At 70.4% G+C, this 13654-nt stretch carries 13 protein-coding genes; 2 read left to right on the top strand and 11 right to left on the bottom strand.

All coding sequences use genetic code 11. The features are described from left to right. Positions 1 to 145: 145 nt before the first annotated feature. The 11 genes from ACFVJS_RS11095 to moeZ all read right to left on the bottom strand — a co-directional run bounded on the left by ACFVJS_RS11095 (position 146) and on the right by moeZ (position 12450). Entirely contained in the window at positions 146 to 3370 is a 3225-nt protein-coding gene (locus ACFVJS_RS11095; RefSeq protein ID WP_378879478.1) for a UvrD-helicase domain-containing protein, read from the bottom strand. Continuing rightward, positions 3367 to 6585 carry an ATP-dependent helicase gene (locus ACFVJS_RS11090; RefSeq protein WP_378879475.1) on the bottom strand — a complete coding sequence of 1073 codons (3219 nt, stop codon included), beginning with the start codon at positions 6583 to 6585 and terminating at the stop codon, positions 3367 to 3369. Before ACFVJS_RS11090 ends, ACFVJS_RS11095 begins: the two co-directional genes overlap by 4 nt. Before the next feature lie 67 nt (positions 6586 to 6652). Continuing rightward, entirely contained in the window at positions 6653 to 6943 is a 291-nt protein-coding gene (locus ACFVJS_RS11085; RefSeq protein ID WP_378879473.1) for a DUF1905 domain-containing protein, read from the bottom strand. A gap of 5 nt (positions 6944 to 6948) precedes the next feature. Next, positions 6949 to 7380 carry a cupin domain-containing protein gene (locus ACFVJS_RS11080; RefSeq protein ID WP_378879470.1) on the bottom strand — a complete coding sequence of 144 codons (432 nt, stop codon included), beginning with the start codon at positions 7378 to 7380 and terminating at the stop codon, positions 6949 to 6951. Then, the gene (locus ACFVJS_RS11075; protein ID WP_378879467.1) at positions 7361 to 8059 is read right to left on the bottom strand and encodes a hypothetical protein; all 699 of its coding nucleotides are present in this window, start codon (positions 8057 to 8059) and stop codon (positions 7361 to 7363) included. Before ACFVJS_RS11075 ends, ACFVJS_RS11080 begins: the two co-directional genes overlap by 20 nt. A gap of 90 nt (positions 8060 to 8149) precedes the next feature. Then, entirely contained in the window at positions 8150 to 8815 is a 666-nt protein-coding gene (locus ACFVJS_RS11070; protein ID WP_378879480.1) for a lysophospholipid acyltransferase family protein, read from the bottom strand. Then, the gene (locus ACFVJS_RS11065; RefSeq protein ID WP_378879464.1) at positions 8815 to 9135 is read right to left on the bottom strand and encodes an MGMT family protein; all 321 of its coding nucleotides are present in this window, start codon (positions 9133 to 9135) and stop codon (positions 8815 to 8817) included. The genes ACFVJS_RS11070 and ACFVJS_RS11065 overlap by 1 nt, the downstream gene beginning before the upstream one ends. A 34-nt stretch (positions 9136 to 9169) precedes the next feature. Next, the gene (locus ACFVJS_RS11060) at positions 9170 to 10039 is read right to left on the bottom strand and encodes a hypothetical protein (RefSeq protein WP_378879461.1); all 870 of its coding nucleotides are present in this window, start codon (positions 10037 to 10039) and stop codon (positions 9170 to 9172) included. A 103-nt stretch (positions 10040 to 10142) separates the two neighbouring features. Continuing rightward, positions 10143 to 10754, bottom strand: a complete 612-nt coding sequence (locus tag ACFVJS_RS11055) for a class F sortase (RefSeq protein ID WP_378879458.1) — start codon at positions 10752 to 10754, stop codon at positions 10143 to 10145. Between the two features lie 41 nt (positions 10755 to 10795). Then, positions 10796 to 11086 carry a hypothetical protein gene (locus ACFVJS_RS11050; RefSeq protein ID WP_378879456.1) on the bottom strand — a complete coding sequence of 97 codons (291 nt, stop codon included), beginning with the start codon at positions 11084 to 11086 and terminating at the stop codon, positions 10796 to 10798. Positions 11087 to 11235: 149 nt separating this feature from the next. Next, positions 11236 to 12450 carry an adenylyltransferase/sulfurtransferase MoeZ gene (gene moeZ / locus ACFVJS_RS11045; RefSeq protein WP_378879453.1) on the bottom strand — a complete coding sequence of 405 codons (1215 nt, stop codon included), beginning with the start codon at positions 12448 to 12450 and terminating at the stop codon, positions 11236 to 11238. 127 nt (positions 12451 to 12577) lie between these two features. Here moeZ and ACFVJS_RS11040 point away from each other — a divergent pair, with 127 nt between their 5' ends. Together ACFVJS_RS11040 and ACFVJS_RS11035 are read left to right on the top strand one after the other, a co-directional pair. Next, positions 12578 to 13210 (top strand): TetR/AcrR family transcriptional regulator, encoded by a 633-nt coding sequence (locus ACFVJS_RS11040; protein WP_378879450.1) that lies wholly within the window; start codon positions 12578 to 12580, stop codon positions 13208 to 13210. A gap of 204 nt (positions 13211 to 13414) precedes the next feature. Further along, positions 13415 to 13636 (top strand): DUF3107 domain-containing protein, encoded by a 222-nt coding sequence (locus ACFVJS_RS11035; protein ID WP_008364177.1) that lies wholly within the window; start codon positions 13415 to 13417, stop codon positions 13634 to 13636. Positions 13637 to 13654 lie beyond the last annotated feature (18 nt).

The raw sequence follows: 13654 nt of genomic DNA, 5'->3' as shown, positions 1-13654 counted from the left end.
GCCAAATCTTTCTCGACATGGTCCGGTGTCAAGGACCGCGAAGCGGCCGGCGAAGCCGGCGGCCGCAGGCCGTCCTTGACTCCCGACGCCGCTGAGAACACCCTCCCGTAACGGGTCGGCGGCAAACACCCACCACAAAACACCGTCAGCGACCCCCGCCGAGGATCCCCTCCAACTCCTCCCGCCCAGGAAGCGACGAAGGCTCGACAAGCTTCCCGGAACGTACGTAGTAGAACGCCGCACGAACCTTCGACAACGGCACCCCCATCAGCTCCGCCCACCCTAGCCGATAGAGCGCGAGCTGGAGCGGGTCGGCGTTCTGGGCCTGGTTGGTCTTCCAGTCGACGATCAGGAAGCCGCCGTCGGGCTCCTGGTAGACCGCGTCGATCCGACCGCGCACGACCTGACCGGCCAGGACGATCGCGAAGGCGGCCTCGACCCGGAACGGTGGGCGGTCGGCGAACGGGCCCTGCTCGAAGGCGGCGATGACCTCCTCGAGACCGGATTCGTCCTCGATGCCGTGGTCGGCGCGACCAGGCAGGTCGTCGGGGTCGAAGAGATCCTGCTGGCCGAACCGTGCCTCGACCCAGGCATGGAACCGGGTGCCGAAGCGGGCCTGGGAGGACGGCTTGCGGGGCATCGGACGGACCAGGTCCGCGGCGAAGCCGAGCGGGTCGTCACGCAGCTTCGACATGGCGGTGGCCGACAGCGACGACGGCAGTGGCACGACCACCTCGGGGGCCCGCTCGCGCTCCGCCTCGGTGAGCAGCCGCTCGATCTCCTCATCCCACTGGTTCACCGTCTCGAGCAGGGTGAGGTCATCGAGATCGTCGGGTCCGGGACCGACCTCCCGGACCAGCCGGGCCGCCTCCAGGCGGCGCTCCACCTCGGGGGTGTGGTGGTTGATCGGCCAGGGCAGATCGACCTCCCGCGCGGCGTAGGGGCTCTCCTCCTCACCCTTCACGACCACCTCGGCCCAGCGGTCGGGCCTGGCACCCCACTGGAGCAGCGCCTCACGGGTCTTCTCGACATAGACCGACGGCCCGCGGCCCTCCTTCAGCGAGGGCGACCAGCGCCAGCACGAGACGAACTGGATGTGGCGGGCGCGGGTCCAGGCGACGTACGCCAGGCGCAGCTCCTCCACCTGCTCGTGCTCCTTGCGCTCGGCGAGGAGAGCGTCGATCGAGTCGGCGTCGTGACCGTGGAGCTGCGGCAGGTCGTCGCGGTCACCACGGAGCGCAGCGGGCATGACCGAAGGGACGGTCAGCCACGAGGAGCGGGTCTGGCCGGTGGGGAACTTCTTGTGGGTGACGCCCACCAGGAAGACGACGTCCCACTCGAGTCCCTTGGCCCGGTGGACGGTGAGCAGCTTGACGGAGTCGGCCTCGGACGGGGTGGCGACGTCGAGACCCTGGCCGTATTCGTCCTCTGCCTCCAGGTAGGCCAGCAGCGCGGCCAGGGTGACCTGGCCGTCGAGGCCCTCGAACTCGGCGACCGCCTGGACGAAGAGGTCGAGGTTGTCGCGCCGGGCCGACGCCGCCGGGGAGACCGAGGCAGCCAGCTCGACGTCGATGCCGGTGACGTCGATGATCCGCCGGACCAGGTCGAGGAGCGGCTCGTTGACCGCGCGGCGCAGCCCGCGGAGCTCATCGGCGAGGAGCTTGAACCGCTCCCTGGCCTGCGGCGAGTAGTCGTAGTCGGCGGGATCACCGGGATCCTCCAGCGCGTCGTTGAGCGAGGGGATCTCGGTCGGGTCGGTGCCCTCGACGGCAGCCTCCAGCTGCCGCTCGATGTCGGCGAACTCCTCCGCGCCGCCGACGACCCCGGCGAGGTCGCGCGACCTGCGGCCGAGGATGGCGAGGTCACGGGGTCCGATCGCCCAGCGCGGGCCGGCGAGCAGGGTGAGCAGCGCGGCGTTGGCGGTGACGTCGTGGAGCAGCTCCATGGTCGCGACCACCTCGGCCACCTCGGGCAGCCGGAGCAGCCCCTTCAGGCCGACGATCTCCACCGGGATCTCGCGAGCGGTGAGCGCGTCGAAGACCGCCGCCGCCTGCGAGTTGTCCCTGGTCAGGACGCCGATCTCCTTCCATTCACCGACCGCTTCGTGGGCCTCGATCACCTGGTCGGCGAGCCAGAGGAGCTCGTCGTCGTACGTCTCGTGGACATGCACCCGCACCTCGCCGTCGCGCGCGCCCTCGGCCGCGACCAGGCGCTCCTTCTCGCGGCCCTCGTAGAGCTGGGCAGCGAGATGGTTGGCGGTGTCGAGGATGCGGGCGTCGGAGCGGCGGTTGACCGTCAGGGAGTAGGCCGGCCGGCGTCCGTCCTTCGTCGGGAAGTCGCGACCGAACTCGAGGATGTTGCTCACCGACGCGCCGCGCCAGCCGTAGATCGCCTGGTTGGGGTCGCCGACGGCGGTCACCGGGTGCCCGTCGCCGAAGAGCCGGGCGAGCATCTGGGCCTGGGCCACCGAGGTGTCCTGGTATTCGTCGAGCAGCACCACCTTGAACTTCCCGCGCTCGATCTCGCCGACCTCGGGGGTCTCCATGGCCAGCCGGGCGGCCAGGGCGATCTGGTCGGAGAAGTCCATCAGCCCGAGCCGGTCCTTGAGGCGCCGGTAGCCGTCGACCAGGTCGAGCAGCTCGTAGCGCTTGTCGATCGCGTCGATCGCCTTCTCGACCTTGCTCAGCTTGGTCTTGACCCGCTTGCCGTCGGCCAGCTGCGCGTTGAGATCGGCCACCTCGAGCGCGAACAGCGCCCGCTCGTTGCGGTCGTAGGCACGCAGGGTGGCGGGATCGACGAGGTGCTCGGAGAGCTCGGAGTCGAGCGCGAGCAGCTGCTGCACGGCGAGCTTCGGGTAGTCGGTGAGCTTCTCCACCGGGTGGGTGTGCCGGGCCACGGCCCGCGCGGCGAGCTGGTAGCGGGTCGCGTCCGCGATCAGCCGGGTGTCGGGCTCGTGACCGATCCGCAGCCCGTGCTCGGAGAGCAGGCCGGAGGCGTAGGAGTGATAGGTCGCCACCGTCGGCTCGGACGGCTCCTCCTCCCCCTCCTCACCGGGCCGCGGCGGACCCTCGCGCCGCTCCGGCCACAGGCCTGCCTTCTGCAGCGACTCCCGGATCCTGGTCGCCAGCTCGGCGGTCGCCTTCGTGGTGAAGGTCAGACCGAGCACCTCCCCGGGAAGCACGCGGCCGGTGGCGACCAGCCACACGACGCGGGCGGCCATGACCGCGGTCTTGCCCGACCCGGCCCCGGCGATCACCACCGCCGGCTCCAGCGGAGCGGTGATCGCGCGGAACTGCTCGTCGCTGTAGAGCCAGTCGTGGCCCATCAGCTTGGCGAGCTCCTCGGGGGTCTCGACCTTCATCGGGTTCATGAGAGCACCGATCCCGAAGCCTCCGCCGGGCAGAGCGCCCGGAACTGACACCGGTCGCACTGCTTGCCGGGCCTGGCTACGAACTCCTCGGCGCGCACCGTCGCCACCGCCTTCTCCAGCTGGTTGATGATCTCGGGGGGCTCCGGGGCTTGCACCTGCACCTTCGGCAGCTCGCTCCCCGAGCCCGCGGGGTGGCGCAGCTGGATCAGCTCCGCTCCCCCGGCGGTCGCGCCCGGCGCCAGCGCCGAGGCCGCACCGTGCTCCACCGCCAGCTGGTAGAGACCGAGCTGGCCGTGCTCCTTGACCTCCTGCGCGGTCGGCGGATATTTCCCGGTCTTCAGGTCGACCACCACGATCCGTCCACTCTCGTCGAGCTCCAGCCGGTCGGCGTAACCGTTGAGCCGCACCGTCTCCCCGCTGGGAAGCGAGACCTTCGCGGTCAGCTGCTGCTCGAACCCGATCACGGTCCGCGCGCCGGGGCGTCGGTGCCAGGTCAGGAACCGGGCCAGCACCTCCCGCACCGCCTCGCGCTCACGGGCGGCGGACCAGGGCGTACGGAACTCGAGGCGGCCCCACACCTCGTCGACGAACGGCATCAGGTCCTCGACAGTGGCCGCGTCGAGCTCGCCGCGGGCGAGCTGCTCGGCGATCGCGTGCACCACCTTGCCGAATCCCTGGCTCGAGGAGTCGGTGACCGCACCACCCGCCTCCCGGGCGAGGAACCACTGCGCCGGACAGGTCAGGATCGCCTCCAGCGCCGACGCGCTCAGCGTGATCGGGCGATCCTCGGGGCGGACCGGGGCCGAGGCGTACGTCGGGGCCCGCAGCCCCCACCATGTCGACGGGTCGGCGGCGGGCGCGATCCGTTTGCCGCGCACCTCGGTGGCGGCCAGCTTCTGCAGCCTCCTCGCGGCCGCCTCGCGCAACGCGAGCGGCTGACCCGGGTCTGCGGCGGTGCGACGCAGCTCGGCGACGAGACCGGCAAGCGACAGCGGCCGCGACGGCCGGCCGACCCGGTGACGGATCTGGTCCTCGCGCAGGCCGAGCTCGTTGATGAACCGAGACGGCTGGTCGCCGTCGTCGTCGGGCGACTTCACCGCGGTCACCACCAGCCGAGACCGGGCGCGGGTGGCGGCGACGTAGAAGAGCCGGCGCTCCTCGGCGAGCATCGCGGATCGCGTCAGCGGCGGCAGCAGCCCGCCGTGACGGCCGTCCGGCAGCGCCGGGGCGATCCGGTCGGGCCCCAGCAGCGAGTCCCGGCGGCGCAGGTCGGGCCACGCCCCTTCCTGGACGTGGGCGACCACGACGAGGCCCCACTCGAGCCCCTTGGAGCGGTGGGCGGTGAGCAGCCGCACCGCCGAGCCGCGTACGCCCTTGTCTGCCAGGGTGTCGGCCGGGATCTCCTGGGCGCGGAGCGTGGCGAGGAAGGTCTCGACCGAGGTGAACTCCTGGCGGCCCTCGATCTTGGCGGCGGTGTCGAAGAGCGCCACCACCGCGTCCAGATCCCGGTGGGCCAGCCGCGCGGCGGGACCGCCCGACTCGACCTGCGCACGCAGCCGCTGTCCCCACTCGGCACCGTCCCAGAGCGTCCACAGCACCTGCTCGGCCCCGGCGCCGTCCTTCAGCGCCGCCCGGGCCTCGGCGAGAAGCGCCGCCAGCCGCCGTACGCGACCGAGAACTCGCTCCTCGCCCCCGCCGTCCTCGTCGGAGGCGAGCAACGACGGATCGAGCACGGCGCGGCGTACGAGATCGTGGGCGGCGACGTCCGGGAAGCGAGCCCGGAGGGTGCGGGTGAGTGCGCGGACGTCGGTGGCGTCGAGGCCGCCGAGCGGGCCGGTGAGCAGCTCCTCGCAGCGCTCGGGGCGTACGTAGCGCTCGTCGAGCTCGGACTCGACGTCGGCGTCCACGACCACCCCGAGCGCGTCCAGGAGCACCGCGGCGGCGGGCTCACGCACCAAGGGCGTCTCGTCGGAGGCGACCTCGACCGGGACACCGGCGGCGGTCAGCGACCGGCGCAGCTGCGGGATCGAGGTGCGTCCCGAGCGCACCAGGACCGCCATGTCGGACCAGTCGATGCCGTCCTCGAGATGGGCCCGGCGGAGCAGGTCGGCGATGTGCTCGGTCTCGGCGCGGTCGGTGTCGAAGGTGAGCACCTCCGCCCGCCCCGGGTCCTGGGCCAGCGGGTGCGGGTTGCGGAAGGTGTCGTAGGCCGGAGCCGGGATCGAGCCACGCACCGAGATCCCGGCGGCGATCGACCGTGACGCCCGCAGCAGCCGCGAACCGAACCGGCGGGTCGTCCCGAGGGCGACCACCGGCGCCTGCCGGCGCTCCCGGGTCAGGAACTGCGACGGGAAGTCGAGGATCCCGTTGACGTCCGCGCCGCGGAACCCGTAGATCGACTGGTCCGGGTCACCGACCACGATGAGGTCGCGCCCGTCGCCGGCCAGCGCCTGCAGCAGCGCGACCTGGCTCGGGTCGGTGTCCTGGTATTCGTCCACGAACACGCACGTGAACTCGGCCCGCAGCTCGGCCGCGTGCCGCTCGGCCTCGATGACGCCGCGCATGATCAGGTCGGGGTAGTCGATGGCCGACTGGGCACCGAGCACGTCCAGATACTGCTCCAGGAACCATCCGGCGGCCACGAACTCCTCGATCCCCTCGTCGCGGCCGAGGGCCACCAGCTGGTCGGGGTCGAGCCCGCGCTCGCGCGCCCGCGCGATCACGGTCTGCACCTCGCGCGCGAACCCGCGGGTGCCGACCGCCATCCGGAACCGCTCCGGCCACCGCACCGACTCCGGGTTGTCGGCCAACAGCTCCTGCAGCACCACGTCGGCCTCGGGCGCGGACAACAGCGTCAGCGGGGCGGCGTAGAGCTCGGCCGGCGCGTAGCGCCGCACCAGCCCGTAGGCGAAGGAGTGGAACGTCGAGGAGACCGCCCCGGACAGCGTCCGCCCCAGCCGCGCCGTCACCCGGTCGCGCAGCTGCTCGGCGGCCTTGCGGGAGAAGGTCAGGGCCAGCAGCTGGTCGGGACGTACGCCGCGGTTCTCGATCCGGTCGACGACCGCCTCCACCAGCGTGGTCGTCTTACCCGTCCCGGGCCCGGCCAGCACCAGCAGCGGCCCGCCGGGATGCTCCACGACCGACCGCTGGTGCTCGTCCAGCACCGGCACTGCGGCTGCATTCGGCGGCGGGGCAAGGCGGTACGCGACACTCACAGGACCAGCCAATCAGAGACCACCGACAGTGTTGGATGCGATTGCTTCGCAATTCGCGCAGCGCGTCTCAGACGTCATGCCCCAGACGCATCCGCACCGCGACGACGTCGTCGAGGTCGATCCCTTCCGCCTTGCGCACGGCGACCTTCAGGGGCAGCAGATAGGTGCCCTCCTTGGGGAAGAGCGCGGTGGTGAAGGTGGTCGCGCCGATGGTGGCGGTGACGGCGACCTGGCCCCAGTACTCCAGACCGCGGGCGTCCTCCTTGACGTCCGCCGCGTCCTCGATGGGCATGGGCACGTAGTAGAACGGCGCCGGCCCGCGCCACTCGATCACGGCTCCCTCGAAGGCGTACTCCACCGTCCCTACTCCGCGAGCTCGAAGTCGTCGAAGTCGAACCCGGGCGAGACCACGCAGGAGACGAGCGCGTCCTCGGCCGAGGGGACCGTACGCTGCCACACCCCCGCCGGGACCACGGCCTGCGGCGTCTGGCCGGCGGCGACGTCGACCCCGACGAGCACGGTCTCGCCCTCGACCGGCGCCGAGCCGGCGCCGCCGTACTGCAGGGACACCACACCCGTGTGCGCCAGCCAGATCTCGTCGGAGGTGACGCGGTGCCACGCGGACGACTCCCCGGCGAGGAGGCGGAAGTAGATCAGGGTCGCGGTGGGACGCACGCGTCCATCGGGCAGGGTGACGGTCTCGGCGGCGGCCCAGGTCTGCCGGAACGCACCACCCTCGGGATGCGGCGCGAGCTCGAGTCGGGAGGTGATGGAATCAGCGGTCACCCGGCTCATTGTGCCGGGTGTCGTCATCCCGTTCCTCGGGGAAGCGCGGGTCGCCGAGCAGATACTGCCCGAACAGGCCCGGCTGCTTGCGCGGCGGCGGCTTCGGGCCACCGAGAGAGCGGCCCTCGACCTTGTCCCAGATCGCGTCGACGGGACGGGCCAGGCGGCGTACGACCTTACCGGGCAGACCGGTGTGCGGGAGGTAGGGATGTGGACGCGAGGGCGCCTTCTGCTCGGCCGCGGTGAGCCGCTCCGCGACCAGCAGGAGCACGTCGTCGGGGGCCTCCTCGGTGAGGTGCGCGGCCAGCTCGTCCTCCTTCTGCTCCTGGGCTTCGAGCGCCTCCTCGACCTCGCCCCACAGCGTCGCCCACCCGCGGGTGGTCTCCCAGGTGGAGCCGTACTCGTGCGCCTTCACGTGGAAGAGCAGCACCTCCAGGCGCTTGGCCGCGTGGAGATAGTCATGGACCAGCCGCGCTCCGCCCTCGCAATGGCCCGAGACCGCCGGCAGCAGCGCCTCGCCCACCGCGTGCAGGTGTCGAGACGTACCGGCATTGAACTGGTCGATCGGTGCGCAGCCCCTGCGGGTCTGCTCCGGCCTGGAGATGATGCTGCGAGCGTGGGCCAGGCGCCCAGCGAGCTCGTCGTGCTTGTGTCGCAGCTCGTCCTGCAACACGGTCGTGGTGGCCATCTGCCTCACCTCGGCTGCTAGCCCATGAATTTGCTGGTCACCCTCCAGAGTGCGCCCCTTCGCGCCTCGGCGCAACAGGCGATCAGCCGATCAGGCGTCGGCGGGCCGCTCGTTGTAGACCCCGGCGACCTCTTGGCCGCTCAGTGCCGCGATCGACTCCATGACCTCGTCGGTGAGCGCTCGACGAGCCTTGCCCAGAGGTACGCCGTCGAAGCGGCCCGCCACCTGGATCGGCTTCCCGAACTCGACCGTGACCTTCGCCAGCCGCGGCAGGCTCGACCCCACCGGCTGGAGCTCCGCGGTGCCCCGCAGACCCACCGGCACCACAGGCACGCCGGCGGTCAGCGCCAGGTGTGCCACGCCCGTACGACCGCGATAGAGCCGCCCGTCGCGCGAGCGGGTGCCCTCCGGGTAGATCCCGAACGCCTCGCCCCTGCCGAGGACCTCCAGGGCCACCTCCAGCGACCCGAGCGCGGCCTGCGGGTCGTCGCGGTCCACCGGCAGCATCCCCATGCCCTCGAACCACGCCCGCTGGGCGGCACCCTTGATCCCGGTGCCGGTGAAGTAGTCGGACTTCGCCAGGAAGTGCACCGGCCGAGGAGAGACCGACGGGATCACGATCGAGTCGGCGAAGCTCAGGTGGTTGCTGGCCAGGATCACCCCGCCGCTGCGGGGGACGTTCTCGCCCCCGGTCACCGTCGGGCGCCAGACCGCGCGGAGGAGGGGTGGCACGACGGCGTGGAGGACGCGATACATCACGGGATCATCGTAGGCGGCAGCCACATCGCCCGGCGCAGGTCCACCGCCCCCGAGACACGTCGCGGGGTGCCCTCCTCGAGGTAGGCCTGCCGGGCCTCCTCACCGTGGGAGGCGGGGAGCGAGCCGTCGGCCCGCACCACCCGCCACCACGGCATTCCCGCGCCTTCGCGCGCCATCACCGAGCCGACCTGTCGCGGACCGCCCCCGAACTCGTCGAAGAGGGCGTCCGCGATCGCGCCGTACGTGGTCACCTTCCCGCGCGGGATCTGCTCGACAAGACGCAGAACGGCTTCCACGTACGCCTCCCGGTCCGTCATGACCGGGAGACTAGCGCGGCGTCAGAGGCCCTGCTCAGAGGATGGGGCTGAACGGCTCGGTGCCGTTGACCAGGCGCAGGCCGGAGATGCCCGAGTTCGCCTGGGCGAACTTCAGCTCGAGGTCCATGTCACCGATGTTGTTGGAGCCCGCGAGCGGAGCCAGACCCAGGGTCGACAGCGTCCCGACCGCCTGGCCGTCGGCGTTCAGGAAGCCCGAGCCCGAGTCACCGGGAATGCCCGGGGTGAGGTTGTAGAGCGGGTGCGACCAGCGGGTGCCGTTGACGTTGTCACCGAGCGAGAAGCCGACCTTCGGCGAGAGCAGGTCCACGTCGGCGCGCAACGAGGAGTTGCCGTAGGAGTAGACCTTGTCGCCGGCCGCGGTGCCGTCGGTGTCGATGCCCGTCGGGCCACCCCAGAGCGGCACGCTCGGGTTGACCTTGCCGGCATCGGCGGCGTCCACCTTGACCAGGGCGAAGTCGTTGTAGGCGCAGGCGTCCTCGTCCTTGGTGCCCTGCTTCTGCATGGTCAGCCAGGAGGAGTACGCCAGCTTCCCCTTGCCCAGGACGGTGCCCTCGCTCAGCAGCGAGCCGCCTTCGTTGAAGGTCACCGTGGTGCCCAGCGGGAGAGACTTGGCGGCGCAGCCGTTGGTGTCGGTGGCCGCGCCGAGACCGGCGCAGTGAGCCGCGTAGCCGACGTAGACGTTGGACGCGGAGTCGGTGAAGACGAAGTTGGCGGTGCACTGGGCGCCATCGGTGTACATCATCACGCCCGGGGTGATCGTGGCCGAGTCGGCCGGCGCCCAGGCATGAGCCGGGCTCGGGATCAGTGCCGGAGCGAGCGCGGCGGTCAGAGTGCCGGCGGCGATTGCTGCGGCGCGGCGTACGGAGCTGCGGGTGCGGAGCATGTGGGGGCCTCTGTTCGTAGGTGATGTGACTCACAGAACAACGAGAGGTGATGGCCTGAGGTTACGAAGCGTTTACACCGGCGGGGGTTTCACGGCTCGCGGCTCAACCCTCGGGCACCGCGACGACCACGGTGTTGCCCTGGAACGAGGTGCCGTCCCAGTCGTCGCACGTCACCACGACCAGCTTCGCCTCGCCGTCGGGATCGAAGAGCTTCGAGCTGCGCTTGGCAACCTGCTCCTTGGAGAGATCGCGCACCGACCGGACGGTGTAGCTGAACTCGTCGTTCTTGGTCCGCACGACGATCTCGTCGCCCTCGTCCACCTCGCCCAGCCGGTCGAGGATCCCGCCGCCGTTGTGCAGGGTGTGACCGACGATCAGCACCGAGCCCTCGTCGGCCCCGGGCTTGGCGCCGCCCTTCCACCAGCCCATGAGCGAGGCGTCGGCGGGCGGGGTGAGCGTGCCGTGCTCCATCGCCAGCGGCACCACGTCGGCGTGCACGTTGAGCGTGGGGATGGAGACGCCGCGTACCTTGCCCTTCTTCTTCGGCACCGCGGCCAACGCCTCGGCCGGGATCGACGAGGTCGTCGCCGGCGGGGTCGCGTTGCTCTTCTGCGCCTCGTCGATCTTGGTGTAGTAGTCGTACGCGGCATAGCCGAGCACCGCCACCGCAACCACGAGGACGACGACGAAGATCTCGCCGAGGAAGGTCCTCACGCTGGGTTGACGCCTGGGTTGACGCCTGGGTTGACCGTTGCTCACTCGGCCGAGCGTGCCACAGCCTCAGCTCGTTTGCGACGCACGGCCATCCCGGCCCCCGTCCCCATCAGCAGCGCGCCGACCCCGGCGAAGACATACGAGGGAGGTACGCCGCGGGTCGGGTCCGCGACGTTCGACTCCAGCCTCTCCGGGTCGATCGCTGAGCCCACCGCCGCACCGGAACCCGGCTCAGGAGCCTGGTCGTTCGCGTGGGCAGGGGCACCGAGAAACAGACCGCCGGCCAGGGTGGCACCGGCGAGCGTCGCGCTGAGACGAGCGCGTGTGGACAACGTCGAATCCTCCGGGGTTCGTGCATTGGTGCAACTCCGCCCCCCGCAGCTGCGCGGTAAAACTATCGGGTACGCCGCGCTCAAATAAAGCCAGCGGCGACCCCAGAGGGGCCACCGCTGGCCAACAGTTCAGTAAGTGCCTTCGTTGATCAGTAGGAAGGCTGCGACGGGTCGATCTGGTTGACCCACGCCACCACGCCGCCACCGACGTGGACGGCGTCGGCGTAGCCGGCGCCCTTGGCGATCGCGAGCACCTCGGCGCTGCGCACGCCGCTCTTGCAGTGGAACACGAGCGGCTTGGCACCGTCTGAGGTGAGCTCGGCGACCTGCGGGATCGCGTTGCCGTTGAGGAACTCGCCCTTGGGGATCAGGACGGCGCCCGGGATCTTGTTGATCTCGTACTCGTTCGGCTCGCGCACGTCGACGAGCACGAAGTCGCGGCTGCCCTCCTCGCGCTCCTTGATCATCTCGGCGAGCTGGGTGACCGAGATGGTCGAGCCCGCCGCGGCGTCGGCGGCCTCGGTGGAGAGGGCGCCGCAGAAGGCGTCGTAGTCGATCAGGTCGGTGACCGTGGGGTTCTCACCGCACAGCGCGCAGTTGGGGTCCTTGCGGACCTTCAGCTTGCGGTATTCCATCTCGAGTGCGTCGTAGATCATCAGCTTGCCGACCAGCGGCTCTCCGATGCCGGTCAGCATCTTGATGGCCTCGTTGACCTGGATGCTGCCGATGCTCGCGCACAGGACGCCGAGCACACCGCCCTCGGCGCAGGAGGGGACCATGCCCGGGGGCGGGGGCTCCGGGTAGAGGCAGCGGTAGCACGGGGCGTCGTCGGTCAGCGTCGGCGCGAACACCGAGGCCTGGCCGTCGAAGCGGTAGATCGAGCCCCAGACGTACGGGATGCCCAGGAAGTAGGCCGCGTCGTTGACCATGTAGCGGGTCGCGAAGTTGTCGGTGCCGTCGACGATCAGGTCGTAGCCGGTGAAGATGTCGCGCACGTTGTCGTTGTCGAGCCGCTCGTTGTGCAGCACGATGTTGACGTACGGGTTCACCTCCTTGATCGCCGCCGCGGCCGACTCCGCCTTCGGCTGGCCGACGGTCGACTGCTTGTGGATGATCTGGCGCTGCAGGTTGGACTCGTCGACCTCATCGAACTCGACGATGCCGAGGGTGCCGACACCGGCCGCGGCCAGGTAGAGCAGAGCGGGCGAGCCGAGGCCGCCGGCGCCGATGACCAGCACCTTGGCGTTCTTCAGGCGCTTCTGCCCGTCCATGCCGACATCGGGGATGATGAGGTGGCGGCTGTAGCGGCGCACCTCGTCGATGGTCAGCTCGTCAGCGGGCTCCACGAGCGGGGCTAGGGACACAACGGCTCCTCAGTTAGGACGTACGTATGCCTGCTTGAACACCGCAGGCACTTCTCCATGTTCCCTCATCCGTGGGTGAGGCAACGACGCGTCCCGCGATCCGAGTACCAGCGGGTAGGCTGCTGGGGTGACCACGCACCAATCCGAGCTCGACCCCACTCGACCGCGAGGGGCGCGACTGCCCCGGACGGAACGACGAGCCCAGCTCCTCGAGTCCGCTCTCGAGGTCTTCGTCGCCTATGGCTTCCACGCTGCCGCGATGGACGACATCGCCGAGAGGGCCGGGGTCTCGAAGCCCGTTCTCTACCAGCACTTCCCCGGCAAGCTCGACCTCTACCTCGCGCTGCTGGAGAAGTCGGCGAACGAGATCATCGATCGCTGCCGCGAGGCCCTCGCCTCGACCGACGAGAACAAGGAACGCGTGGCCCGCTGCGTCGAGGTCTTCTACGACTACGTGGCCTCCGAGACCGGTGCCTTCCGGCTCGTCTTCGAGTCCGACCTGACCAACGACCCCGCCGTGCGCGAGCAGGTCGACCGGGTCACCAACGAGTGCGCCGAGGCGGTCGCCGAGGTCATCGCCGAGGACACCGGGTTCGCCGCCGCCGCCTCTCACCTGCTCGCCGTCGGCCTCGTCGGCCAGGCACAGGTCAGCGCCCGCTACTGGCTCCACAACAACGGCGACCTCTCCCAGGCCGATGCCGCCCGCCTCGTCGCCGGTCTCGCTTGGCGCGGTATCCGCGGTTACCCGAAGACCGAGTAGTTGGCGATTGCTCCGCAATTCGCAGAGCGCTTTCGCTTGCTCCTCGCCTTCCTCCGCTGCGCTGCGTCCAGACGAGGAGCGCTTCAGCGTTCATCGGGTGCGAGCAGGAGATTCCTCATTCCGCTGAGAGCGCAACGACGGGGTTCCTCACCTTCCGTGTGAGAGGATTCCGGAGCATTGATCGACCCATCGCAAGGAGGACCCGTGGAGGTCAAGATCGGCGTCCAGCAGGCCGCCCGTGAGCTCGTCGTAGAGACCGAGGAGTCCAGCGAGTCGGTGGAGAAGCTCATCGCCGACGCCCTCGGTGGCGGCGCTGTGCTCGCTTTGACCGACAGCAAGGGCCGCAAGGTCATCGTCCCGACCGAGAAGCTCGCCTACGTCGAGATCGGCCCGGCCAAGGTCGGCAAGGTCGGCTTCGCCGGCTGAACCACTCCGGGATGACCC

The sequence above is a fragment of the Nocardioides sp. NPDC057772 genome (genome assembly GCF_042798075.1).
Classification (GTDB): Bacteria; Actinomycetota; Actinomycetes; order Propionibacteriales; family Nocardioidaceae; genus Nocardioides.
This window is presented reverse-complemented; position numbering and strand designations above follow the sequence as displayed.